At 28.3% G+C, this 26,663-nt stretch carries 28 protein-coding genes and 1 pseudogene; 2 read left to right on the forward strand and 27 right to left on the reverse strand.

The window, feature by feature from the left end; genetic code table 11:
* Positions 1-30: 30 nt before the first annotated feature.
* The 27 genes and pseudogenes from coaBC to ACQPUY_RS10420 form a co-directional block, all read right to left on the reverse strand.
* The gene (gene coaBC / locus ACQPUY_RS10290) at positions 31-1,230 is read right to left on the reverse strand and encodes a bifunctional phosphopantothenoylcysteine decarboxylase/phosphopantothenate--cysteine ligase CoaBC (protein WP_430841130.1); all 1,200 of its coding nucleotides are present in this window, start codon (positions 1,228-1,230) and stop codon (positions 31-33) included.
* Positions 1,231-1,455, reverse strand: a complete 225-nt coding sequence (gene rpoZ / locus ACQPUY_RS10295) for a DNA-directed RNA polymerase subunit omega (RefSeq protein ID WP_430841131.1) — start codon at positions 1,453-1,455, stop codon at positions 1,231-1,233.
* The gene (gmk, locus tag ACQPUY_RS10300; protein ID WP_430841132.1) at positions 1,436-2,074 is read right to left on the reverse strand and encodes a guanylate kinase; all 639 of its coding nucleotides are present in this window, start codon (positions 2,072-2,074) and stop codon (positions 1,436-1,438) included. Before gmk ends, rpoZ begins: the two co-directional genes overlap by 20 nt.
* Entirely contained in the window at positions 2,074-2,343 is a 270-nt protein-coding gene (gene remA / locus ACQPUY_RS10305) for an extracellular matrix/biofilm regulator RemA (protein WP_066893902.1), read from the reverse strand. The genes gmk and remA overlap by 1 nt, the downstream gene beginning before the upstream one ends.
* A 14-nt stretch (positions 2,344-2,357) precedes the next feature.
* Positions 2,358-3,239: a YicC/YloC family endoribonuclease gene (locus ACQPUY_RS10310; RefSeq protein WP_430841133.1), complete on the reverse strand. Its 882-nt coding sequence runs from the start codon at positions 3,237-3,239 to the stop codon at positions 2,358-2,360.
* A 222-nt stretch (positions 3,240-3,461) separates the two neighbouring features.
* Positions 3,462-4,451: an asparaginase gene (locus tag ACQPUY_RS10315; protein ID WP_430841134.1), complete on the reverse strand. Its 990-nt coding sequence runs from the start codon at positions 4,449-4,451 to the stop codon at positions 3,462-3,464.
* A 215-nt stretch (positions 4,452-4,666) separates the two neighbouring features.
* Complete coding sequence (locus ACQPUY_RS10320) at positions 4,667-5,062, reverse strand: PBECR2 nuclease fold domain-containing protein (RefSeq protein ID WP_430841135.1); 396 nt, start codon at positions 5,060-5,062, stop codon at positions 4,667-4,669.
* Between the two features lie 218 nt (positions 5,063-5,280).
* A complete protein-coding gene (gene spoIVA / locus ACQPUY_RS10325) occupies positions 5,281-6,759 on the reverse strand; it encodes a stage IV sporulation protein A (RefSeq protein ID WP_430841136.1) in 1,479 nt (492 codons plus the stop codon).
* A 169-nt stretch (positions 6,760-6,928) separates the two neighbouring features.
* Complete coding sequence (locus ACQPUY_RS10330; protein WP_430841137.1) at positions 6,929-7,927, reverse strand: NAD(P)H-dependent glycerol-3-phosphate dehydrogenase; 999 nt, start codon at positions 7,925-7,927, stop codon at positions 6,929-6,931.
* 3 nt (positions 7,928-7,930) lie between these two features.
* Positions 7,931-9,247, reverse strand: a complete 1,317-nt coding sequence (gene der, locus ACQPUY_RS10335) for a ribosome biogenesis GTPase Der (RefSeq protein ID WP_430841138.1) — start codon at positions 9,245-9,247, stop codon at positions 7,931-7,933.
* Between the two features lie 2 nt (positions 9,248-9,249).
* The gene (locus tag ACQPUY_RS10340; protein WP_430841139.1) at positions 9,250-10,581 is read right to left on the reverse strand and encodes a DUF512 domain-containing protein; all 1,332 of its coding nucleotides are present in this window, start codon (positions 10,579-10,581) and stop codon (positions 9,250-9,252) included.
* A gap of 220 nt (positions 10,582-10,801) precedes the next feature.
* Positions 10,802-11,458, reverse strand: coding sequence for a phosphate signaling complex protein PhoU (gene phoU / locus ACQPUY_RS10345; protein ID WP_430841140.1), 657 nt, complete (start codon positions 11,456-11,458; stop codon positions 10,802-10,804).
* Between the two features lie 22 nt (positions 11,459-11,480).
* Positions 11,481-12,230, reverse strand: a complete 750-nt coding sequence (pstB, locus tag ACQPUY_RS10350; RefSeq protein WP_430841163.1) for a phosphate ABC transporter ATP-binding protein PstB — start codon at positions 12,228-12,230, stop codon at positions 11,481-11,483.
* A 41-nt stretch (positions 12,231-12,271) separates the two neighbouring features.
* Positions 12,272-13,096: a phosphate ABC transporter permease PstA gene (gene pstA, locus ACQPUY_RS10355; protein ID WP_430841141.1), complete on the reverse strand. Its 825-nt coding sequence runs from the start codon at positions 13,094-13,096 to the stop codon at positions 12,272-12,274.
* Between the two features lie 2 nt (positions 13,097-13,098).
* Positions 13,099-13,986 (reverse strand): phosphate ABC transporter permease subunit PstC, encoded by an 888-nt coding sequence (pstC, locus tag ACQPUY_RS10360; protein ID WP_430841142.1) that lies wholly within the window; start codon positions 13,984-13,986, stop codon positions 13,099-13,101.
* A 57-nt stretch (positions 13,987-14,043) separates the two neighbouring features.
* Positions 14,044-14,889, reverse strand: a complete 846-nt coding sequence (locus tag ACQPUY_RS10365) for a phosphate ABC transporter substrate-binding protein (protein WP_430841143.1) — start codon at positions 14,887-14,889, stop codon at positions 14,044-14,046.
* A 224-nt stretch (positions 14,890-15,113) separates the two neighbouring features.
* Positions 15,114-16,820, reverse strand: coding sequence for an ATP-binding protein (locus ACQPUY_RS10370; protein WP_430841144.1), 1,707 nt, complete (start codon positions 16,818-16,820; stop codon positions 15,114-15,116).
* 3 nt (positions 16,821-16,823) lie between these two features.
* Positions 16,824-17,522, reverse strand: coding sequence for a winged helix-turn-helix domain-containing protein (locus tag ACQPUY_RS10375; protein WP_430841145.1), 699 nt, complete (start codon positions 17,520-17,522; stop codon positions 16,824-16,826).
* Between the two features lie 12 nt (positions 17,523-17,534).
* Positions 17,535-18,272, reverse strand: a complete 738-nt coding sequence (pgeF, locus tag ACQPUY_RS10380; protein WP_430841146.1) for a peptidoglycan editing factor PgeF — start codon at positions 18,270-18,272, stop codon at positions 17,535-17,537.
* Between the two features lie 151 nt (positions 18,273-18,423).
* On the reverse strand, positions 18,424-18,879 hold the full coding sequence (nrdR, locus tag ACQPUY_RS10385) for a transcriptional regulator NrdR (RefSeq protein WP_430841147.1): 456 nt from the start codon (positions 18,877-18,879) through the stop codon (positions 18,424-18,426).
* Positions 18,880-18,957: 78 nt separating this feature from the next.
* Positions 18,958-19,272: a YlmC/YmxH family sporulation protein gene (locus ACQPUY_RS10390; RefSeq protein ID WP_430841148.1), complete on the reverse strand. Its 315-nt coding sequence runs from the start codon at positions 19,270-19,272 to the stop codon at positions 18,958-18,960.
* A 67-nt stretch (positions 19,273-19,339) separates the two neighbouring features.
* Complete coding sequence (sigG, locus tag ACQPUY_RS10395) at positions 19,340-20,113, reverse strand: RNA polymerase sporulation sigma factor SigG (RefSeq protein WP_430841149.1); 774 nt, start codon at positions 20,111-20,113, stop codon at positions 19,340-19,342.
* Between the two features lie 81 nt (positions 20,114-20,194).
* Positions 20,195-20,902: an RNA polymerase sporulation sigma factor SigE gene (gene sigE, locus ACQPUY_RS10400; RefSeq protein ID WP_430841150.1), complete on the reverse strand. Its 708-nt coding sequence runs from the start codon at positions 20,900-20,902 to the stop codon at positions 20,195-20,197.
* Positions 20,903-20,906: 4 nt separating this feature from the next.
* A complete protein-coding gene (locus tag ACQPUY_RS10405; protein ID WP_430841151.1) occupies positions 20,907-21,704 on the reverse strand; it encodes a sigma-E processing peptidase SpoIIGA in 798 nt (265 codons plus the stop codon).
* 219 nt (positions 21,705-21,923) lie between these two features.
* Positions 21,924-23,039 (reverse strand): cell division protein FtsZ, encoded by a 1,116-nt coding sequence (gene ftsZ / locus ACQPUY_RS10410; RefSeq protein ID WP_430841152.1) that lies wholly within the window; start codon positions 23,037-23,039, stop codon positions 21,924-21,926.
* A 514-nt stretch (positions 23,040-23,553) separates the two neighbouring features.
* Positions 23,554-24,609, reverse strand: coding sequence for a type IV pilus twitching motility protein PilT (locus ACQPUY_RS10415; RefSeq protein WP_430841164.1), 1,056 nt, complete (start codon positions 24,607-24,609; stop codon positions 23,554-23,556).
* A 109-nt stretch (positions 24,610-24,718) separates the two neighbouring features.
* Positions 24,719-24,991 (reverse strand): annotated as a pseudogene (locus tag ACQPUY_RS10420) (sigma-70 family RNA polymerase sigma factor); the annotation flags it as partial.
* A 382-nt stretch (positions 24,992-25,373) separates the two neighbouring features.
* Between ACQPUY_RS10420 and ACQPUY_RS10425 the strand changes: the two are divergent.
* Both ACQPUY_RS10425 and ACQPUY_RS10430 read left to right on the forward strand, forming a co-directional pair.
* Complete coding sequence (locus ACQPUY_RS10425; RefSeq protein WP_430841153.1) at positions 25,374-25,571, forward strand: hypothetical protein; 198 nt, start codon at positions 25,374-25,376, stop codon at positions 25,569-25,571.
* A 164-nt stretch (positions 25,572-25,735) separates the two neighbouring features.
* Entirely contained in the window at positions 25,736-26,287 is a 552-nt protein-coding gene (locus tag ACQPUY_RS10430) for a hypothetical protein (protein ID WP_430841154.1), read from the forward strand.
* Positions 26,288-26,663: the final 376 nt, after the last annotated feature.

Consider the following 26,663-nt stretch of genomic DNA (forward strand, 5'->3'; position numbering starts at 1 on the left):
ACTATAGACTTATATAAAAGAAAGCGCATTTTAGCGCTTTCTTAATATAGTTTCAAAGATTTTTGATGCAACTTTTCTTTTACTCATCTTTTCCAAATCAATTTTTTCTCCATCTTTAGAAAGAATTGTAACTTTATTATCATCACTAGCAAAGCCAGTATCATTACTTATAATATCATTTACTACAATATAATCTAAGTTCTTATTTTTAATCTTTTTCTTTGCATTTTCAATAAAATTGCTACTTTCAGCAGCAAATCCCACTAAAATTTGATGTTTTTTATTTTCACCTAATATTTTTAATATATCATTATCTCTTACAAAGGTTAAAACTAAATCACCATCGCCTTTTTTTATCTTTTCATTACTATAATTTTTAATTTTATAATCTGCAACTGCTGCAGATTTAATAACTATATCGCTATTGTCATAATTCTCTAAAATTGCATTTTTCATTTCTTCATTTGTAGTTACACGTATTACCTTAACTCCATTTGGGGCATTTAACTTAGTAGGACCTGAAACTAAGGTAACATTAGCTCCTCTGTCCCTAGCTTCTTCAGCTATCTCATATCCCATTTTCCCTGTGGATTTATTTGTAATAAATCTAACTGGATCTATATTAGACTGAGTAGGACCTGCACTTATTAAAACATTTTTTCCAAGTAAATCTTTAGGTAAATCTTTATTATCTAATGCATTTAATACTTTTTCTATTATAGTATTCACATCTGCAAGTTTGCCCTTTCCCTCATCTCCACAAGCTAGAACTCCTGAAGCTGGCTCTACAAACTCACATCCAAGTTTTTTTAGTTTTTCAATATTTTCTTGAACTATTGGATTTTCATACATATTAGTATTCATTGCTGGAGCAAATATAATTTTTGCTCTAGTTGCCATAATAGTTGTTGATAACATATCATCAGCTATTCCATTTGCAACTTTTCCAATAATATTTGCTGTGGCAGGAGCTACCAAGAAAACATCTGCCCTTTTTGCTAATGATATATGCTGAATTTCAAAAGCTTTAGGTTCTGCAAACATATCTGTTACAACCATATTTTTACTTAAAGATTGAAATGGTAAAGGAGTAACAAACTTAGTTGCTGACTCAGTCATAATTACTCTTACATCAATATCTTTTTTACTTAATGCACTTACAACATCTAAAGCCTTGTAAGCTGCAATACCTCCACTTACTCCTACACACACACACCTTTTATTATTCATTTATTTTGATCCTTCTTTTACTGGAGTAGGTTCATATCCTACTGCCCCTTCATTAACTTCATTTATTGCTATTGTAAGTGGTTTCTTAGATTTTGTTTCAACTAATGGTTTACTACCATCTATTAATTGTCTTGCTCTTTTTGAAGTTACCATTACTAATGAATATCTGTCATCTACCTTTTTAAGTAAATCCATTACTGATGGATTAATCATAGAGTTGTTCATGAATTAAGACCTCCTTAGAATCTAAAATTGAATTTTCTTTTATTCTATCAACTCTGCATTTTTCTGCTGTTATTATTGATTCTACTTTTTCTACAGCTAACTCTAAAGTATCGTTAACTACAGCATAGTTGTATTTAGAAACATAATTAATTTCCTTATAAGCATTCTTAAATCTAGTCATTAAGGATTCTTCTGTTTCACTACCTCTTTTTATAATTCTTTGCTTTAATTCTTCCATGGATGGTGGAAGAATGAAGATAAATACACCTTCTTTGAAATTTTCTTTAACCTGCAATGCACCTTGGATATCTATTTCTAAAATAACATCCTTACCATCTTCAAGCATTTTTTCTACATTCCCCTTTGGGGTACCATAAAAATTCCCATGAACATTTGCATATTCTAGAAAACCATTTTCTCTAACCTTTACTTCAAAATCTTCTTTTGTTAAAAAGTAATAATTTACGCCTTCTACTTCTCCTGCTCTCGGAGCTCTAGTAGTTGCAGAAACTGAAATATAAATATTGTCATGCTTTTCTAATAAAGCTTTGCAAATAGTTCCTTTGCCAGCTCCAGATGGACCTGAGATAACTATTAAAACACCTCTATTACTCTGCATTATTCATCTACCTCATCTACTGTTTCATCCTTTACTACTAGTCTATGTGCAACTGTTTCTGGTTGAACAGCAGATAAAATCACATGATCACTATCAGTGATAATAACCGCTCTAGTTCTTCTACCATATGTTGCATCTATAAGCATACCTCTATCTCTAGCTTCTTGAATTATTCTTTTAATAGGTGCTGATTCTGGACTAACTATAGCAACAAGTCTATTAGCAGATACAATATTGCCAAATCCAATGTTAATTAATTTGATTCCCATTTTTTTCCTCCTGATTATTCTATATTTTGCACTTGTTCTCTTATTTTTTCTATTAAATTTTTTATGTTAATGACATAATTAGTCATATCCATATCACTAGATTTTGAAGCTATTGTATTAGCCTCTCTATTCATTTCTTGGATTATGAAGTCAAGTTTTCTTCCAATTTGGCCACCTTCTTCAAATGTGATTTTCATTTGATTTATATGACTGTTTAGCCTTGTGATTTCTTCATCTACTGCACTTTTGTCTGCAATAATAGCCACTTCTTGTGCAATTCTACTTTCATCTATTTCTACTCCACCTAATAAATCTTTAAGCTTTACTTCTAATTTTCTCTTGTATGTATTAGGTACAATATCTGCAATTTTTTCTATATTTAATACTATATCTTCAATTTCTTTAAGCTTAATTAGTATATCTTCCTTAAGCTTTTCTCCTTCAACTATCCTCATATTATCCATCATATCTAAAGATGAACTTATAAGAGGCTTAATATATGACCAAATTTCATCAATGGAATCTTCTTCTTCAACAACATTAATTACATCTGGGAATCTAGCTATTTGTGTGACAGTAATATCATTTTTAACCTCAAAGTTTTTTTCTATTTCCTTTAAACAGTTAAAATAACTTTCAGCTAACTTTAAATTTAGCTTTGCTACACCCTCTCCTTGAGAATAGCTTTTTTGATTAATAAATATATCTACTTTTCCTCTAGAAAGTTTTGAATTAACTAATTTTCTTATTTCTTCTTCTAATGAAATAATGCTTTTAGGTAACCTTACATTAACATCTAGGTATCTACTATTTACACTTTTCATTTCAACTGAAAATAAATGCTTACTTCCTTCTTCATTACTAGCTCTACCAAAACTAGTCATACTTTTAACCATATATGCCTCCAAAGCTTTATATACAAAAATCTAAAATATAATTAAGTTTATTTTTAATTATTTCAACATACTTAATATAAAATATTATATATATTTATGTCAATGATTTGTTCACAGAATATTAACATTTATATAATAAAAAGAAAAGTTACATTCTATCATTAGATACAAATGTAACGTTTAATTTTTTAAATTTAAAATATAAATACCTTATATTTTTTATTAATTATTAATATTAGTATTTTTCTTAAAGGATTCTTTAATATCTACTGCTTTTTCACTTGATAAAGCTACTATTAGCTTTATTCTAGCTTTTTGTCCCGGCATACTTTCTTCAAAGAATACTCCTAAATCCTTCAACATCTTCCCTCCACCTTCATAACCGTAGGACTCATACACCCTACCTTCAAAACATCTAGATACAATTACTACAGGTATATTTTTATTTAAAGCTCTTCTTATTCCCTTTACCATTTCAGGAGGTACATTACCTCTTCCTAAAGCTTCAATTACTATTCCTTTATATCCCCTATCTATAACAAAATCTATAAAGTCAGATGTCATTCCCGCAACACACTTAATAAGAGCAACATCATCTTTTATATTCTCTACATGATAAACTCTATGTTTAATAGTTTTTCTATAAAATAAAACTTTATTATTATCTACTATTCCTATGGGTCCAAAATTTGGAGTTTTAAAAGCATTAAGAGCCATAGAATTAGCCTTCGTTACCTCTGCTGCTGAATTTAATTCGCCATTAAAGCAAACTAAAACCCCTCTTCCCTTAGCATCTTCTGAAATTGCTGTGCAAATGGAGGTAGCTAAATTAAATGGTCCATCATATCCTAGTTCTGAACTACTTCTCATAGCCCCTGTAACTACAATTACCTTTTCAGAATCTACAGTTAAATCTAAAAAGTATGCAGTTTCTTCTAACGTATCTGTTCCATGAGTTAGTACTACTCCATCAATATCTTCTCTTTCTATTAACTGTTTTATGAACTTACTAAGTTCTAACATATTATGTATACTCATATGTGGTGATGGTTTACTAGAAAAACTATAAGATTCAACTTTTGCATATTTTTCTATTCCAGTAACCATAGACATAATTTCTTCTCCAGTTAAGCTTGGTACTGCTGCCTTAATCCTTTCATCAACCTTCATAGATATTGTTCCACCATTAAATACAACTGCTACCTTCTTCATATTTTCCTCCTAATGTTAACTGATAAAATAAAAACTCTTGGTTCCCCAAAAGTTTAAAAATAAAAATAAAAATTGTTGGTAGGGCGGCGTATCCTACATCTCTTTTTACTAGAAGACTTAGCGCGTGAGGAGCCTTTTCTCACCTCAACAATTATATAATTCAAAACTAACATATTCATTATATGCTTATTATCTCAATCTTTCAACTTATAATTCTATTTCCATTCTATTAATTTACCACTATACAATCTATTTTTTATCTTTCCATTAGTTATTGGATACATGGTTGAAACATATATATAATCTCTTTTATCATCAATATCTATTCCAATTAAAATATTTGTTTCTGCTTTTTTTATTAATTCTATATATATTCCATTATTGGTTAGCTTATATACCCCTATATAATCAGGGCTTTCTATTATCTCCTTCATACATTCTATAATATTTCCAAGTATCTTTTTGCTTAAATGTTTTCCATGTTTCTTTTTTATATGCTTTATTACCCCTGGGGACGCATAAATGGTACCTGTAAATTTCACCCCTAAATTTTCTGCCATTCTTCCTTTTAAATATCCTACTCTCCTATAGGTATAAAATCTATTTTCCATAATATCCCTCAATTCTCTATAGTGTATATTAGCTTTTCAGAGATTCTTTATATATATTATTCATTATACCTATATAAATTTCCTTAACCTTATTATAAATCTTTAAATTTAACATATTTAACAAGTTATTATTTTCAAATTTTATCTAAACACGAAACTCGCTCTCGAATAATTTAAAAGTATAAAAAAGAGGCTGGTTTAATCACCAACCTCTAAAATTATAATATTATACAGATTAATCCTCCACTGCCTTCATTAATAATCTTTTGTAAAGTTTTTTGAATTTTAACTTGTACATCCTCAGGCATTTTATACAATTTATTTTGTAGACCTTCTCTAATTAAAACTTCTAACGGCTTACCAAACATATTACTTTGCCATAATGATGCAGGATCTTCATCAAATTGTTCCATTAATGATTTTACAAGTTCTTCACTTTCTTTTTCAGATCCCATTATAGGACTAATTTCAGTTCTAATATTTGCTTTTATAAAATGTAAAGATGGAGCAGATGCTTTTAATTTAACACCAAATCTATTTCCTTGCTTAACCATTTCTGGTTCTTCAAACTTCATTTCAGAAAGTTGAGGTGGAACTAGCCCGTATCCAGTTTCTCTTACATCTATTAATGCATCTTTAACCTTATCATATTCTTTTTTAGCATAATTAAGATCTTTAATTAAATCTAATAAATCACTTTCCGATTTAACATCTAAATCGCAAATTTCACTTAATATATTATAGAAAATTCCATCTTTTGGCTTTAACTTTATATTAGCCTTTCCTTCCCCTAAATTAACAGTATTCATTTCAATAGGTGCAAGATTTTCCTCTTCTTTTAAAATATTAATAACAGATTTAACATCCCTTATTCTATTTATATCTTCACACATCCCCTTAATAACACTAAAGAAATCTTTTTTAAGCCAATTATCAGGCTCAAGTCTTTCTACCCATGATGGCATATCTATGTTGATTTCTTTCACTGGGAATTCTTTAAGTACATGTTTGAAAACATCTTCCACATCATCTTCATTCATATTAGCTACGTCCATAACTTGAACAGTAACATCATATTTATCTTCAATCTCCTTTTTTAATGCTCTAGTTTCAGGAGAATTTATATGTTTTGTATTAAGTACAACTATAAAAGGCTTTCTTATTGCCTTCAACTCATCTATTACCCTCTCCTCTGCTTCTAAGTACTCATTTCTTTCAATTCCTGTTATACTTCCATCTGTTGTCACTACAAGACCTATGGTAGAATGATCTGTAATAACTTTTCTAGTTCCTATTTCAGCTGCATCTTCAAAAGGTATTTCGTATTCGTACCATGGAGTATTTACCATTTTAGCTTCATCTCCATCCATATATCCTACCGCACCTTTAACTATATAGCCAACACAATCTACCATTCTAACTTTGAATTTTATCTCTTCATCAATTGTAATTTCAACAGCCTCATTTGGAACAAATTTTGGTTCTGTTGTATGAATTCCTTTTCCTGAACCACTTTGAGGCAACTCGTCCTTTGCTCTTTCCTTTTTATAATTATTATCAATCTTTGGTATTACCATAAGGTCCATAAATTTTTTAATAAATGTTGATTTTCCTGTTCTAACCGGCCCTACAACACCTACATATATGTCCCCTTGTGTTCTTTCAGCTATATCCTTATATATATTAAAGCTGTCCACAGTGTACCCTCCTATTTATTTTTAACACTATATATATATTCTAAAAAATAAAAAAATATACAACTTTTTCTACTTTTTAAATTATTATATAGTAATATATTATGAAAACTAAAAAAATATTCCTAAATCTAAAAAGGAAGAAAAACTATGTAGCTTTTCTTCCTTAAAATTAATAATATATTTCGTTTTTCTTTTCTCTTTCCATTAGAGCCACTACAGCATCTTTAGGATCTTTTTTTTCAAATAAAATCTTATATAGTACATCTGTAATTGGCATTTCAACATTAAGCTTTTCCTTTAGCTCATAGAATGCTTTGCAAGCTTTAATACCTTCTACTACCATTCCAACATCTTTAATAGCTTCTTCAGTAGATTCCCCTTTACCTATTAGAAAACCTGCTCTTCTATTTCTAGAATGAAGACTAGTACATGTTACTATTAAATCTCCCATTCCTGTTAATCCAAGAAAAGTTTCTGGATTTCCTCCAAGCTTTATACCAATTCTAACTATTTCAGCCATTCCTCTGGTCATTAGAGCCGCCTTAGAATTATCGCCATAACCAATTCCATCACAGACCCCAGCAGCTAAAGCAATAATATTCTTAACTGCACCACCAACTTCTACGCCCACTAAATCATCATTGGTATAAACTCTAAAGTTTTTACTTATAAATAAATCTTGAACTTTATTTGTTGCATCTAAATTTCTAGAAGCAACTACTACTGTTGTTGGTATATCAAAAGCAACTTCTTCTGCATGACTTGGTCCTGATAATACTACTACTTTATTGTTAGGAAGTTCTTCTTCTATGACTTGTGATAATCTTAAATTTGATCCTTCTTCGATTCCTTTTGCTATGCTAATAATAACAACATCTTCACTTATCTTATTTTTCAAAGACCTTGATACTGTTCTTATTACATGAGATGGAACAGATAAAACTATAAATTTTGCTTTCTTTATAGTTTCATCAAGATCATTATAAGCAGTGACATTTTTAGGTATATTCAAATCTTTAATATACTTATCATTTTTTCTATTAATATTTATATCATCAACTACAGATTTTTTTCTATCATATATACTAACTTCATATCCCTTATTAGCCAATAATATTCCTAAGGCAGTACCAAAACTACCGCCTCCTAAAAAAGCCACATGACTCATAAATTATTCCTTCCTTTCTCTATACTCTATTTGAATACCAGTACCACTAAAATCAAAGCTATCTCTTAATTGATTCTCAAGATATCTTTCATATGAAAAATGTCTAGCATTAGAATCATTAACAAAGAATATAAACTTAGGTGGCTTAGCTGCAACTTGAGTAGCATAGTAAATCTTCATTCTTTTAAGTCCTACTATTGGAGGCTCTTTCATAAGAACTGCTTTATTTATAACTTCATTTAATATTCCTGTTGGAATTCTCTTTGAATAATTATCATAACATTCTCTTGCTATTTCTAAAACCTTATGAGTTCTTTGACCTGTTTTAGCAGATATAAATAAGTATTTCGCATATTTTAAGAATTTTAGTTTCATTTCTAAATCTTCTTTATATCTTTGCATAGTCTTATCGTCTTTTTCTATTAAATCCCACTTATTAACTATAACCATAATAGCCTTATTCATTTCATGAGCATATCCAATAATCTTTTCATCTTGCTCAGTTACACCCTCAGTAGCATCTACCATTAAAATACAAACATCGGCTCTTTCTATGGCTGCATAAGTTCTTATTACAGAGTATCTCTCTATTTCTTCTTTTACTTTACTCTTTCTTCTAAGACCAGCTGTATCTACTAAAATAAATTTTCCTAAATCTGTTTCTAATGTACTATCTATAGAATCTCTTGTAGTCCCTGGAATGTTAGAAACTATTAGCCTCTCTTCTCCTAATAATCTATTTATTAAAGAAGATTTACCCACGTTAGGTTTACCTATCATAGCTATTCTTATATACTCATCTTCTTCATCTTCTTCATTATACTTATCGAAGTTTTCAACTACTCTATCTAGCATATCTCCAAGCCCTAAGCCTTGAGATGCAGATATAGTTATAGGATCCCCTATTCCTAAATTGTAAAATTCCCAAGCATTATCTTCGTCTTTTAGATTATCTACTTTGTTTACGACTAAAACAACTTCTTTTTTACTTTTTCTAAGCATACTTGCTACTTCATGGTCTGCAGGTGTTAATCCTTCCTTTCCATCAACAACAAATATTATTACATCTGCTGTTTCTATAGCAATATTAGCTTGCCTTCTCATTTGCTTTACAATTATATCTTCTCTTTCCGGTTCAATACCGCCTGTATCAATCATAGTAAAATTATAATTTAACCATTCTGCTTGAGCATACACTCTATCTCTAGTAACTCCTGGAGTATCCTGAACTATGGATATCCTCTGCCCTGCTAATTTATTAAATAAAGTAGATTTACCTACATTTGGTCTTCCAACTATTGCAACTATTGGTTTTCCCATTATTAATCCTCCTTACAATTTGCATTTATTACATCAATAAGGTCATCACCTGTATAATCACAAACTATAACCTTAACGTTTAAAGCTTCTTCTATATCATGAATATTTAAATCATCTAACATAACCATATCAGCTGGTGCTAATTCATATCCTTTTCTAAACATATTACTTGACATAATTAAATAATCTGTTTTTATTTTACCTTTTAGCTGATCTATTATATCAGTTCCTGTTAAAAGACCTGCTACTGTAATAGTATTTCCAAAGAAGTTATTTATAACCTTATATACATCTATTTTAATATTAGGATTACACTTCATTATACTATCTGCTGATTTTTTTATTTCATTATAGGCTAATTCACCAGTTACCATAGAAAAACTTCCTTTAAGATCTCTATTTAAAAACTCTAAAGATCTATTAACAACCTCTCTATAATACCTTATCATTCCTATCCCATCTTCTAATTGATCATATTCAGAATAAAATTCTTCATTTGGAACATCTAGTCCTGCTGTTATATAAAACTCATCTGAAAGCCTTACAAATGGAGCTCCAGTTTCTTCAACAAACTTCCTCTGTAAGTCTTGAATCATCATAATCTCATTTTTAGCTGATTCTTTTGTAAATGTATCAAGCTTAGGCAAATTTTCTCTAAACTTAGTAATACCTATAGGAACCACTGCAACATTTTTTACATAAGGATATAATTCATATAAATCTCTTACAGTTTTCCTTAGTTCCTCACCATTATTAACATTAGGTATACAAACAACTTGAGCATGCATTTCAATTTCTGCATCTCTTAATTTTCTAAGCCTTTCCATAATAGATCCTGCAAATCTATTTCTAAGCATCATAACCCTAAGATCAGGATTAGTTGTATGTACAGAGATATTAATCGGACTAATCTTATATCTTATTATTCTATCAATATCCTCATCTTTCATATTGGTTAAAGTAACAAAATTTCCTTGTAAAAATGATAATCTTGAATCATCATCTTTAAAATATAATGTGTCTCTCATTCCTTTTGGAAGTTGATCAATAAAACAAAACATACATTTATTTGAACAACTTTTTGCTTTATCCATTATTCCGCCTTGGAATTCAAGTCCTAAACTTTCACCATAATCTTTCTCAATTTCATATTCCCATATTTCTCCATCCGGTTTCTCTATTTCTAAAATAACTTCTTCATCTACAGCTAAAAATCTATAATCTATAATATCATCTATAGGTGTACCATTAATTGATATTAAAACATCATTAACTTCTATACCTACTTCTTCTGCAATACTTCCAGCATCAACTTTACTAATTAAATTTTTCATTTTCTCACCTCAATCTTTTTAAATATAATTTTATGAACAATACTATATTTATAAAAAGAACGTTATATCTTATAAAAAATATAAACATACATACTTTTTTTCTATTAAACGTAATTCACCTAATTATAATTATCACTTGATGTTATATTACATTAATAATATTCTATAGTCAATAAAAAACATCCTCTACAAAGAGGATGTTTAGGATATTACTTATTATTTATTCATTTAAATCAACGTAATTACCTTTTTTAGAGAATATTATCCATTCACATATATTAGTTACATGATCTCCAATTCTCTCTAAATATTTAGATGCAAATAAAATTTGAGTTCCTTGATTTATCATTGATTCATCTTTACTCATCTTTTTTAATACTATTCCAAACATACTTTGATAAATCGCATCTACTCTATCATCCATATGACAAATTTCATAGGCAGCCTTTTCATCTCCATTAACATATGCCTCAATTGCCAGTTTTATCATATTGTTAATAATATCAACCAATTCCCATATTGGTGCTATATCATCTGAAAAGTCTACTCCTTTAACTCTAGGTACTATTTTACAAATATCAACTGCATAATCTGCCATTCTTTCAAGATCAGTAACTATTTTAGTTGTAGTATATATGCTTCTTAAATCTCTAGCTAATGGTGATTCAGTAGCCATAAACTTGATGCACTTTTCTTCAATAACTCTTTGAAGTTCATCTACTTTATCATCGTTTTTCATAACTTTTTTTGATAAATCTAAATCTTGGTTTTTCAAAGCAGTCATACTATCATATATTTGCTTTTCAACTAAACTCGCCATTTCAATTAACTCGGAGTTAAGTAACTTAATTTTATTGCTCATCATTTCTCTCATCATCTTTAATCACCTCTTATTAATTTTAACCAAATCTTCCAGTAATATAATCTTCCGTCCTCTTATCTCTTGGTTTGTAGAAAATATCTTCAGTATCACCATATTCGATTATTTCACCATTTAAAAAGAATGCTGTCTTATCTGCAATTCTTCCAGCTTGTTGCATATTGTGAGTTACTATTATTACTGTGTATTTTTTCTTTAATTCTTCCATTAAATCTTCCATTTTATTAGTAGAAATTGGGTCTAAAGCTGAAGTTGGCTCATCCATTAGTATTATTTCAGGTGAAACTGCTATAGTTCTAGCAATACATAATCTTTGTTGTTGTCCTCCAGATAATCCTAAAGCACTCTTTTTAAGTCTATCTTTTACTTCATCCCAAAGTGCAGCACCTTTTAAACTTTTTTCAACTATTTCATCTAAGCTCTTTTTATCTCTTACCCCATGCAATCTAGGCCCATAAGCTATATTATCATAAATTGACATTGGAAAAGGATTTGGTTTCTGGAAAACCATGCCTACTTTTGTTCTTAATGCAATTACATCTTTGCTTTTATATATATCTTCACCATCAACAAGGATTTCTCCTTCTATTTTAACATTATCTATTAAATCATTCATTCTATTTATAGTTCTTAAAAATGTAGATTTTCCGCACCCTGATGGTCCAATAAATGCTGTAACCTTATGTTCTTCTAAATCTATATTTATATTTTTTAACGCTTGATTATCACCATAATATAAATTCAAATTTCTAACTTGAATTTTTTTCATATTTTCATTTGACATACTTACACCTCTTAGTATCATAAAAATTAATAATTTGCCTTATTAAATTTTTTAGTAATTAACTTTGCTAATAGATTTAAAACTAATATTATTACTATTAAAACTATACCAACTGCTGCTGCTTGTTCTATATTACCAGCTTCTTGAGTTACTAAATAAGAATGAACCGTTAACGTTCTTGCACTTGACATTATTCCTTTTGGCATTTTTGCAACCGTTCCTGCTGTTAATAGTATAGCTGCTGATTCTCCAACTACACGACCAACTGATAATATTATACCAACTAATATACCAGGTATAGCACTCGGTACTATAACTTTATATAAAGTTTGGAATCTAGTTGCTCCAAGTCCTAATGAAGCTTCCTTATATGATGGTGGAACTGACTTTAAAGACTCTTCTGTAGTCCTTATAATTACTGGTAAAATTATAATTGCAACTGTAAGGGATCCAGCAAGTAATGAATATCCAAATTTTAATGTAACAACAAAAAATATAGATCCAAATAAACCATATACTATTGATGGTATACCTGATAAGCTTTCTGTGGCAAATCTAATTATCTTTACCATTTTACCTTGTTTTGCATATTCTGTTAAATAAATTGCTGCTAATACCCCTATAGGAGTTGCTACTATTATAGAAATAAATACTGTATATAAAGTAGATATTATCATAGGCAGAATACCGCCATCTCCTGACGCAGAATAATTTTTAGTTATAAAATCTATATTTATTAATTTATATCCTTTTAAAAATATAAATCCTAATATAAATACTAACATACCTACAGTAATAGCTGCAGATAACCATAATAATACTTTTAATAAATTTTCTTTAAATTTTCTCATAACTAGTTACCTTCCTTATTAGAAAGTTTACTTAATACTAAGTTTAACAATAATATGAATAAGAATAATATGACCCCTGTAGCGAATAACATTTCTTGATGAGTTCCAAATGCATATCCCATTTCTAATGCTATATTAGTAGTAAGTGGTCTTACTGAATTCATAATTGATGTAGGTATAACAGGAGAATTTCCTGCTACTAATATTATAGCCATAGTCTCACCTATTGCTCTTCCGATACCTAACACTACAGCTGCTAAAATACCTGATTTTGCTGCTGGAACAACTACTTTAAATGTAGTTTCTATATGTGATGCTCCTAGAGCTAATGAACCTTCCTTGTATGATTTAGGAACTGCTCTTATTGCAGTTTCTGAAACTGTTACTATAGTTGGCAGCATCATGATTGATAGTACTATTATAATTGCTAAAAGGCTTTGTCCCTTAGGAAGATTAAAAGTATTCATAATCCATGGAACAATCACTGCCAAACCAAACACACCATATAATACAGATGGAATTCCTGCTAAAAGTTCAACAGCACCTGAAATAATTTTTCCAATTCTTCTTGGTGCAACTTCTGCTATAAATACAGCAGTTAATATACCTATTGGAACACCTACTACTAATGAACCTAGAGTTCCTAATATAGATGCAATTACCATAGGCATAACTCCATACTGATCTGCACTTGGTACCCATTTAGTACCAAAGAAAAAATCAATAAAAGAATATCCCTTGCTTATAAACGGTGTTAATCCTTTATAAAATACAAAACATACAATTATCAATAAACTTATTACTGCAATAAGAGCACTTGCTAAAAATACTCCTTTTGAAATATTTTCTATAACATACTTACTTTTATTATTACTTCTAACCTTTAACATCCTTATCCTCTCCTATGAAAGTAAGAATGCCCACCTGGAGCATTCTTAATGAATCAGTTATTTAACTGGAATTGCTTTGTTATCCTTAACTATAGTTTGGCCTTCATCACTTAGAATAAAGTCGATGAACTTTTGTCCTTCTTCACTTAAGCTACCTTCCTTATTTACTACGATGAACGGTCTTGATATCTTGTATTCTCCAGATTTCACCAATTCAGCTGTTGGCTCAACATTTTCAACATTTACTATATTTACTTCATTATCTAAGTATTCAAAAGATACGAATCCTATAGCATTTTTATTTCCAGCTACTGTTTCCTTAACAGCTCCTGTTGCATTTGCTATCATAGCATCTGGTAATAACTCTTCTGATTTATATCCCACTATCTCTTGGAAAGCATCTCTAGTTCCTGATCCTTCTTCTCTTGAAACTACAACTATTGGTGCATCTTTTCCGCCTTCAATTTGATTCCAGTTCGTTATTTGTCCAGTATATATTCCTTTAATTTCATCAATTGTTATGTTTTTAATTGGATTATTGTTATTAGTTATTATTGCAATACCATCATAAGCAATTGTTGTTGCCTTTACTTGACTTTCTTCTTCATCCTTTAATTCTCTTGAGGACATTCCCATTTCTGATACCCCATTTATAGCATCTTTAATACCTGCCGATGATCCTACTTCATTTATTTCTATTGATACATTACTATTATCTGCTTCAAACTTTTCTGCTAATTTTCCCATTAACGGTCCAACAGATGTTGATCCTGAAATTGATATTGTAACACTTCCTCCTTCTGAATTTTCATTTGATGAACTGTTACCACATCCAACAACAGCCCCTCCTACCATCGTTACTAGTAAAGCTGTACATAAAAGTTTTAAACTTTTTCTTTTCATAAATTTCTCCTCCAAATTAATAATTTATCTCTTTTTTTATTAATTTTCCTTACATACTTATATTAATCCCTAAAAGTTAAGTAAATATTAGTTGAAAGTTAAGAAAAGTTAGGATTATGTTAAATAAATTTAACATTTCTTATCTGTATTAATATAAAAAGTTCCAAAAAAAGAATTGTATTTAAAATAATATCTAAAATTAAATATTATTTCATACAATTCTTTTAAAATATGAAATCTGTTAGCTTCTTAGTTTTTCTTATTTTAATAGTAAATTTTGTTCCTTTATCCAAAATCGAATCTACATAAATCTCGCCATTAAACATTTTAGCAATATGCTTTACTATTGCTAATCCTAGCCCTGTTCCACCCTTAGCACGAGATTTATCAACTCTATAGAATCTCTCAAATATCCTAGGTAAATCTTCCTTTGGAATTCCCATTCCATTATCTTCAACTTCTACATATGCATAATCTTTATTTTCGTATGTTTTAATGTTAATTTTAACACTATCATTAGAATACTTTATAGCATTTTCCACTAAATTTAACATCATTTGATAGAATTTATCTCTATCTCCTATTAAAGTCTTTGTACCTTTATCATCAAAAGATATTTTAACTTCTTTATTATTAAAATTATTAACAAACATATTTATTACATCTTCAATTACTTCAGAAGGATTAAATTCTTCCTCCTTCATTTTATTACTATTCTCAATATTAGATAAAATTAAAATATCATTGATTAATGTTGTTAATCTTTCTGCTTCTTTATCTATTATATCTAAAAACTTATTCCTAGTGTTATTATCATCCACATACTTTAAAGTTTCCGCAAAACCTTTTATAGATGTTAAAGGTGTTTTTAACTCATGAGAAACATTTGCTACAAATTGACTTCTCATATTCTCAAGCCTTTTTATATCAGTTATGTCTAAAACTGTAACAACAATTCCTATTGGTATCTTTCTTGAATTAATAATAGGTGCTTTCTTAATTCGAAGCTCCCTAGGAATTGGATGCATAAGTTTAATTTCTTTAGTCTCAATTTCAGGTACATTTCTCATAAATGATATTATGTCGTAATCAATTATGTATTCTGAAATATTTTCACCAATAATATCTTTATTAATTCCAAATAAATTTTTAGCATAAGGGTTAATTAAAATTACATTTTGTTTATTATCTACAGCAATTACTCCACTTTCCATACTTTCTAAGATTGCCTCTAACTTATTTTGTTTATCTGCAGAGTCTGAAATTCTAGATTGAAGTTGTTCAGCCATATCATTAAAGGTACCTGCTAATGATCCTATTTCATCATTTGTAAATATATTAACTCTTCTACTATAATCTCCATTTGCTATTTTATATGTTGCCATTTCTAATTCTTTAACAGGATATATAATTGCTCTAATTAATTTTAATGAAAGACCAAGAGATAATAAAATTACAAAAACTATAATTATAATATAATATTTTATGTAGCCTTCTGAAAATACTCTTACATTGCTAAGAGGCACTGATGCCCTAATTACTGTATTTTCATTAATTTTAGTTGCATAATAAACAACATTAATCCCTTGCGTATTACTAAATCTTGTAGTTGAAGCCTTTCCATTTTTAAATGCCTCTTCTATTTCTTCTCTGTCTAAATGATTTTCAAGATTATCATTATCTGTATCCTTTAGAACATTTCCTTCGCTATCTACTATGGTAAACCTAACCTTTGTTCTATTTATAACAAATTCATTTAAATCTTCGTCCTTAAAAATATTATTTTTTATAATGACATCGTTATATGTTGATAATATTTCTTTAGTCTTATCTATTTCCTTTATATTTACTAATGCAATAAAAGAACAAGTCACTACTATTAATGCAAAAATTACAGTTATTAATGATGATGCTAATATTCTTTTCTTCATATTCTAATTATTAGGATTAAACCTATATCCTACTCCTCTTATAGTTTCTATAAATTTAGGATTTTTATCATCAACCTCTATTTTCTTTCTTAAATATCTTATGTGAACATCAACAGTTCTAGTTTCTCCAACATATTCATATCCCCATATTTTATCTAAAAGAGTTTCTCTAGTTAATATCTTTCCTCTGTTTTTAACTAATATTTCTAGAAGTTCAAACTCCTTTAATGTTAAATCTATTTTCTTATCTAATATACTAACTTCTCTTCTATCAAAATTAATGTAAATGTCATTAGCCTTAAATATCTCTTCACTACCACTTGAAGCCTTTGTTCTTCTAAGTATAGCTTTTATTCTAGCAAGAAGCTCTCTTATAGAAAATGGTTTTGTTATATAATCATCAGCTCCAAGCTCTAACCCTAATATTTTATCTAACTCCTCTCCCTTAGCAGTTAACATAATAATTGATATTTCTTTAGTATTAGCATCTCCTCTAATACTCTTACATACGTCGAATCCATCTAAGCCAGGAATCATTAAATCAAGTAAAATTAAATTTGGATTCTCTTCCTTTGCTAATCTTACTGCATCTACACCATTATTAGCTGTAATTACATTATATCCTGAATTAATTAAATTATAGCCTATAAGTTCAACTATATGATCCTCATCATCTACTACAAGTATTTTTTCTGCTGCCATAACTACCCCTCCCTATTTTATAAATGCAAATGAAAATAATCTTCCATAAGTACCTACTGATCTTCTATAAGAATATAACTTTAAGTTTTCTTCACAATGAGTGCAAAGTTTCAATGAATAAATATTATCTTCTCTAATTCCAAAACCTCTAAGATCTTTTAATATACACTCTTCCATACTTAAGTTTCTGCCTTTAAATAATAAATCTTTATTTATTTTAGTCTTTTCTATGAAACTTTCTTTAAGCTCCTCTGAAACCTCATAACAACACTGTCTAATATGAGGACCTATAAATATTTTAGTTGCATTTATATCTATATTAAATTCACTTACCATTTTTTCTAAAGTTCTTATCACTATTGAATTAAAGGTTCCTCTCCACCCACTATGAATAGATGCAATAACGTTATTTTTAACATCTGCTATAATTACAGGAACACAATCAGCAGTAAAAACACCTATTGCTGTATTTTCTTCCTTTGTTATCAAAGCATCTCCTTCTTCATCTTTTATAGATTTATTGGAATTATCATATATATAAACCTTATCGCTATGAATTTGATTTAAATATTCAACGCTTTTTAAATTAAAGTCTCTTATAATGCTATTTAAATTGTCTATACCATAATCTTTATGTCTATTAAAGCTTCTATCATCCTTAGCTGTTGAAAAAACTATATTTATCTTACCTAAGTTATAGATTAGGAAATCTTTTACTTCTTTAACATCATCTTTATATAAGTTTATCATCTAGCCACCTCATTTAACTATTTTAATACATTTTACCATTTATTAAAATCCTTTTCTATTTATTTTAAGTTATAAAAAAATTTTTAACTTATTTTTAACCAAAGCCAAAAAGATTAACTTAAAATAGAATTGTCTATTTTAAGTTAATCTTTTACTTTTTAGAAACTAAATTTTTTATTTCCTCTAAAAATGTATTTATATCTTTAAATTCTCTATATACCGAAGCAAATCTAACATATGATATTTCATCTAATTCTTTCAATCTTTCCATTACCATTTCGCCTATAATTTTAGAATTAACTTCTGTTATCATCTTATTAGATATAGTCTTTTCAATATCCTCTGCCAATTCCTCAATTTGCATTCTCGATACCGGTCTTTTTTGACATGCTCGAATTAATCCATTTATAATTTTTTCCTTATTAAAATTTTCTCTGGTAGAATCCCTTTTTACAACTAATATTGGAATGTCTTCAACCTTTTCATATGTAGTATATCTTTTATTACATTTTAAACATTCTCTCCTTCTCCTAATTGTAGTATTATCATCAGTTGATCTTGAGTCTACAACCTTGCTCTCCTCAAAGGAACAAAATGGACATCTCATCTTATTCACGCCTTTCTTAAGTATCTATATGTACAATATAAATTATACATATTTTTATATGTTTTTTCCATATTATTTTTATAAATTTAAATTCTCTATATCAGTACTATCAACTAATATAACTTCTATACCTGCTTTTTTCACTTTATTCCAAGGTATTTCTATATCCTCTTCTTTAGCAAACCATCCTTTAGGCATTCCAGGTAGTAGTATAGATACTACTTTGCTTTCTTTAATATCTATTACAAAATCCTTAATATAACCAATTTTAGAACCAGTTTTAATATCTATTACCTCCATAGTTCTAATTGCATTTAATGAATGTAATAGTAATTCATTCTCTTCTTCTATATGTCTTTCATCTTCCATTTTAATATTATCAAAAAAACCCATAAATATCCTCCTTTACAAATACAGCATGTACAAATCAAAGTTATTTTAAAGAGCTCAATTAAGAGCCCTAAACATATTTCCTCATATGCTTTAATGCAGTTTTTTCTAGCCTAGATACTTGAGCTTGTGATATTCCAATTTCATCAGCTACTTCCATTTGAGTTCTACCATTAAAAAATCTTAATGTTAATATAAGCTTTTCTCTATCATTTAATTTTTTCATAGCTTCTTTAATAGAAATATTTTCAAGCCAACTTTCATCAGTATTTTTAGAATCACTTATCTGGTCCATAACGTAAATTGCATCTCCACCATCATGATAAATAGGTTCAAATAAAGACACAGGATCTTGTATTGCATCTAAAGCAAATACAACTTCTTCTCTTGGCAAATTAAGTTCCTTTGCTATTTGAGAAACAGTTGGTTCCTTATTATTTTCCTTAATTAATCTATCTCTTACCAATAAAGCTTTATACGCTATATCTCTTAAAGATCTACTTACTCTTATGGAATTATTATCTCTTAAATATCTTCTTATTTCACCTATTATCATTGGCACAGCATAAGTTGAAAATTTGACATTTTGGCTTAAATCAAAATTATCTATAGCCTTCATTAATCCAATACAACCAACTTGAAATAAGTCATCTACATTTTCGCCCCTATTATTAAATCTTTGAATTACACTTAAAACTAATCTTAAATTCCCCTTAATGAAAGTTTCCCTTGCACTTTTATTTCCATCCCTCATACTTAAAAGTAACTCTCTTTTTTCTTTTTCTTTTAAGATAGGTAATTTTGAGGTATTTACCCCACATATTTCTACCTTATTAATAATCAAGCTTATCAACCCCTTATGAAGTAATAACATACTGCATTAAAAAGTATCCCCGAGAGTCATACGTTTTATACTCAAGACAACCTAAATCATTTTATTGATTTCTTTTTTTAATCTATTAATAATTTTCTTTTCTAGTCTTGAAATATATGATTGAGATATACCAAGCATATCAGCTACTTCTTTTTGAGTCTTCTCTCTAGTGCCATTCAATCCAAATCTTAATCTTACTATTTCTTTTTCTCTATCATTTAAATGTTTTAAAGCTAAGAATAATAATTCTTTATCTATTTCATCTTCTATCAAGTTATAAACTATATCATTTTCTGTTCCTAAAATATCTGATAGTAAAAGTTCATTGCCATCCCAATCTATGTTTAAAGGTTCATAAAACGAAATTTCAGCTTTAACTTTACTATTTCTCCTTAAATACATTAATATTTCATTTTCAATACATCTTGATGCATAAGTTGCAAGTTTAATCTTTTTTTCTGGATTGAAAGTATTAACTGCCTTTATTAATCCAATGGTACCAACCGAAATTAAGTCTTCAACTCCTACTCCAGTATTCTCAAATTTTCTTGCAATATACACTACTAATCTTAAGTTTCTCTCAATTAAAATATCTCTAATAGACTCATCACCATGAATTAATTTTTCAACCAATTCTTCTTCTTCATCTTTTTTTAGTGGAGGTGGTAATGCTTCACTACCTCCTACATAATGAACTTCTCCTTTTAAAATCTTTAACTTTGATAATATTCTATTTAATAATACTCTTATTTTCATCATATCTTTATATTACTCCTCTTGATAATAATGCATTGAATTCATTTTCCTTACTTAATTTGTTTTTACATTTACAAAGTATAACTTCTACTACCTTCCACTCTTCATCTTCACCTCTTATCCTAACTGTATTAGTTTTAAACCCTTTTAAGTTTCCATCTTCACCAATTGTTCTATAAGGAATTGAAAATTCCTCATTACTTTTAATATTAAAATTTTCTAAAAAAGTACTTTCAATTATGATACAAGGTAAATTTGTAACTGGTTCTCTTAAAGCATTCCCTGTATCCAATAAACCTTTTATAAAAAGAGTGTTTTTTTCATTAGATATTTCAATATCATAAATAAAATTATTAATTAAAGCTCTATCTCTCAGATAATCTATTACGCGAACTATAACTACATAAAGCCCCATAATAGATATTAATAAATATTTAATAGAATAGTCATTAATTGTAAAATCACTAAAAATGCTATAATAATTATCTATCATTGAAAATGCAAATGAAAATCCACATAGTGTAAAGGACATTATAATAAAGGCTATAGTGGATTTTATATTTTTTAATAACTTATAATTTTTTGTACTAATCATAACCATTAATAAAACAACAATAATTTTAAAGGGTAAAGATGCTAAGATCTTATTATCCATAAATAAAACTAACGTATACAAGGAACCTACTATTGAAGCGATATAAACTGTTTTATAATACTTATATCTAAGAGCCTTTAATGTAATAAGTAATAAAAATAGATTAATGATAAAATTTTCTATCAAAAGTATATCTATGTATATAACCATTTCTCTTCCCCCTTTTTATTTAAATTATAAACTCTTTCATTTCAAAATTTTGTCATAATAACTCGTTACTTTTTTTATTTTCATCTATTATTTATTACATTTATTTACACCTCATTGAGTAATTAAATAAAAACTAACAAAGTTGTACTATAATTATTAATATGTTTAAAAGCAAAAAAAAGACCAAGAAAATCAATTTCTTGGTCTTAAATATCTACGCTACTTTCTTGATCTTAAGAAACTTGGTATATTTACACTCTCAGTTTCAATATCCAAAAGAGGATCTACTCTTTTTACAGGTTCTGTTGGTTCAACATTAACCTTTTCTTCTTTAACTATTTTTTTTTCAAAAATTGGTTCATGATTTAATAATTTGTTATTATCTTCTTCAAATCCTGTTGCTATAACAGTTATTCTTATTTCATCTGTTAATGTTTCATCAATAACAGCACCGAATATAATATTAGCATCTGGATCTGCTGCTTCTCTTACAATATCTGCTGCTTCATAAACTTCAATAGCTCCTAAGTCAACTCCACCAGTAAAGTTAATAATAACTCCAGTTGCTCCATCTATTGATGTTTCTAATAGTGGTGATGAAATTGCTTGCTTAACAGCATCTTGAGCCTTATTGTCTCCAGTTCCATGACCAACACCCATATGCGCTAATCCTTTATTTAACATAACAGTTTCTATATCTGCAAAGTCAGCATTAACTACACCAGGGATTGTAATAAGATCTGATATAGCTTGAACACCTTGTCTTAATACTTCATCGGCCAATTTAAATGAATCTAAAAGAGTTGTCTTTTTATCAGCCATTAATAATAATTTTTCATTAGGAATAATAACTAATGTATCAACAGACTTCATAAGGTTTTCTATTCCCATTTCTGCATGTCTCATTCTTCTTTTTCCTTCAAAAGGGAATGGTTTAGTTACTACACCAACTGTTAATATATTCATAGATTTAGCAATTTCAGCTACTATAGGTGCTGCTCCAGTACCGGTTCCACCACCCATACCAGCAGTAATAAATACCATATTAGCTCCTTTTATTGCTTCCGCAATCTCTTCTTTACTTTCTTCAGCAGCTTTCTTACCTATTTCAGGATTGGCTCCTGCTCCAAGCCCTTTTGTTAATTTTTCTCCAATTTGAATTTTTACATTAGCATGAGATAACATCAAAGCTTGTTTATCTGTATTAACGGCAATAAACTCAACGTTTTTAAGCCCTTCAGCAATCATTCTATTTACGGCATTACCACCGCCGCCACCACAACCAATTACCTTAATATTGGTTAACTCTTGCATATCTACTTCGAAATCTAACAAAATAATTCCTCCTTTAGAAAATATCTACTAGTAATTTTTCTACTTTGTTTCTTCTCATAATTTAAATAATTTCAAATTCATTAAAATATATATGTTTATATATTAATTTTACATCATATTATACCTTTTTAACAATACTTAATAAAGTAACTACTAAAGTTCTTGTTGCTAAATAGTAATAAATGTATCTTTTTGAATTTTACTGTTATATTATAGGTTGTTTTTAATAACATTAAAAAATTACGTAATTTGTTATAAAATTTAATTCCTTTTATAAAATTCTCCATAATTTTTTATTTAAATTTAATAAAATTCAATTATAATTTTATCATCTTGCTTAAAATAACTCAACCTTTTCCTAAACATTATAAAAATTTTTAGTCATAATGTCTGTAATTATAAAATTATTTAAAAATATTACTAAATCTTATATTCAACATTCAATTTAAATTTCCTCTATTGAATTAAAAATTTCATAAAAAAATTAAAGAAAAAAACAGAGTTTCCTCTGTTTTTATAGCATCATTATTCTTTTAATAGTTTCTTTATCTACTGAATACATTAATGCAGTCTCTAAAGTTATGCTACCTTTCTTATATAATTCTACTAAAGCCATATCCATTGTTTTCATTCCATATTTTCCACCAGTCTGTATTGCAGATTCTATTTGATGAGTTTTTCCTTCTCTAACTAAATTTTGAATTCCAGGAGTTGTAGTCATTATCTCTAAAGCTGCCACTCTTCCATCATTATTTACTACTGGAACCAATTGTTGTGAAATAACTCCTTGTAATACAGCTGCTAATTGAACCCTTATTTGCTGTTGTTGGTGTGGTGGAAAAACATCTATTATTCTATCTATAGTTTTAGCAGCTCCTATTGTATGTAGTGTGGAGAATACCAAATGACCTGTTTCTGCCGCAGTAATTGCAATTGAAATTGTCTCTAAGTCTCTCATCTCCCCTACAAGTATAACATCTGGATCTTCTCTTAAAATAGCTTTTAATGCATTTCGATAGCTCTTACTATCTTTCCCTATCTCTCTTTGATTTATTATACACTTATTATGCTTATGCAAATACTCTATTGGATCTTCTAATGTAATAATATGAGCTTCTCTCGTACTATTTATCTCATTTATCATAGCAGCCAAAGTTGTACTTTTACCACTTCCAGTTGGTCCAGTAACTAATACTAAACCTCTTTGTTTTTGAACAATATCTTTTATTACCTTTGGATGCTTCAATTCATCTAGAGTTGGAATCTTTAGTGCAATTACCCTAATAGCTATTGCATCACTATTTCTTTGTTTAAATACATTTACTCTAAATCTACCTATTCCAGAAATTGAATATGATGTATCTACTTCACCAATATTATCATAGTCATTAATTTTTTCTTGTAATATTTCCTCTGCAAATCCTCTTAATTCAATTGGTGATAATTTTTCTTCTCCAATTCTCATTAATTTACCGCTTACTCTAATAGTTGGTGGTAATCCAACAGTTAAATGTAAATCCGATGCTCCCTTGTTTATTGTTTCTTGTAATAATTCATTTAGCAGATAAATCACTTTTTCCCCTCCGTGTTACTCTACTTTCTTACTTTCAATAATTTATTCTATAATTTATTATACATTCCTTCTTTTTAATATATAATATTTTATTTTTATTTACTCGTTATTTACTTGATAGCTCCTTTTTTAACTTTTTAAGTGCTTTTTTTTCTATTCTAGAAACATAAGATCTAGAAATACCTAGTAATGCAGCTATTTCTCTTTGAGTTCTACATCTGCCATCTACAAGGCCATATCTCATTTTTAATATTGCACCTTCTCTTTCTGTTAAAGAAATACCAATTTTATTATAAAGTTGTTTAATTTGAAGATTACTTTCTACTTTCTCCAACACAGAGTCTTTTTCGCTGCTTAAAACATCAATTAAACATATTTCAATATGTTATTCATGTTAGACATATACTTAAGAAGTCTTTTTACAAGGCTTCTTGCTTCTTTTTTCTTGTTGCTCCTTTAAATTATATATCATCTTTATAAGCTCCTCTTGTTTTCCAAACACTTCTAAGTTTGTCATTTCAGTTCCCCCTTTTCCTTAGCTGGTAAAATCCATAACAAATTATACCAAACAAATGTTCTCGTATCAACCTATTTTTTTCCTTAGTAATATATTCCTACATCAGTAATTTTAAGAAATACTAGTTTTAGACTCATATAAAAAGTATTATTTCTAGCATATATATAATGAAGGAATTTTTTCTATTCTTATATTTTCTGTATATAAAATACGAAAATGGACATGAATCTAATGAGGTGATTATATGCTTAATATCCTATATGGAACTATACTAATTATTTTATCTACATTATCTATATCTCTATTAGCTTATTTAATTTATTGTTTAGCAATATACTTTTATAAAGTAACTCCATTCTTGATAAGGTTATTTAAAGAATATCGTAAGCTTAAGAAATCTGAGAAAGGTTTTGTAAAATACTATAGAAATGGATTTAAGTAAAATCACTTTCTTGGGATTATATTGAGCAGGTAGGTTGTCTTAGGACTGCTTTTTGATTTATGTATAAAAAATAATAGTTTCTTAACATTTTAAATTCCTTATACTAAACATATTGAACAATATCCTTAAAAATAATAAAATTATGTTATATAAGGAGGTATAGGATGTTAAGGTTATTAATAGACAAATTGAAAAGTAAAAAAGAAGCAAAAATTAATGAACTTAATAGAATCAGAATAGAAGAAGAAAATAGAAAAAGAGCTGAAGAGGAACTCTATTTAAGTATTTCAAATGGTAATCTGCCTGAAATAGCTGAAATAAATTTATTAACTAAAAGAGGTGAATATTGTCATTACGCTAGACCTGTACAAAGAGTTGTTATAACAACTAGGACAAGTTACAAAACTCAAAGCTCTGGCGTTAATTTTAGAATTGCAAAAGGTGTTTCCGTTGGTTCAAGAGAATCTTATACTGAACCAATAAAGATTACAAATAGCAATGAATATGAAGGTACTTTATACATAACAAATAAAAGAATTGTATTTTTAGCGAGTGAAAAAGGTATTGAAATTCCTTTCAGTAAGCTACTTGGAGCTCAAATGTATTCCGATGGTGTTGAACTTTTTGTAGCTTCTAGAAGTTACATATTTAAAATTGATAATATAAAAGAATTTTCAGCTATCATGTCTGGAATAGGCGAAAAATATAATATCTAATGAAAAACTAGAAAACAAGGTTGTATCTACCTACTACCCATAAATTTAATATATTAATTTATTTTTTACATTTCTTTTTTATGTATAAGCTATAATATTACTGTCTATAATTAAAATACAAGTTAATATTATTAAATCATCAAAAAAATAACACCTAGGGATGATATCCATTAGGTGTTATTTTCGTTTTATGGTTTGGATTTTATTATGCGTAATACTTATTAATAGTGTTTGTGTAGTATACAATGAGTGTGGTTTAATAACCTTACTAATTTAATGGGTTAATTAATAAGTATTACCTAATTATATTTTATTTACTGATACAATTGTAGTCAATATTTTTATACATTTTTTAACATCATAAAAGCACCTAGAT

This window comes from Clostridium nigeriense, from assembly GCF_050585245.1.
Classification (GTDB): Bacteria; Bacillota; Clostridia; order Clostridiales; family Clostridiaceae; genus Clostridium; species Clostridium nigeriense_A.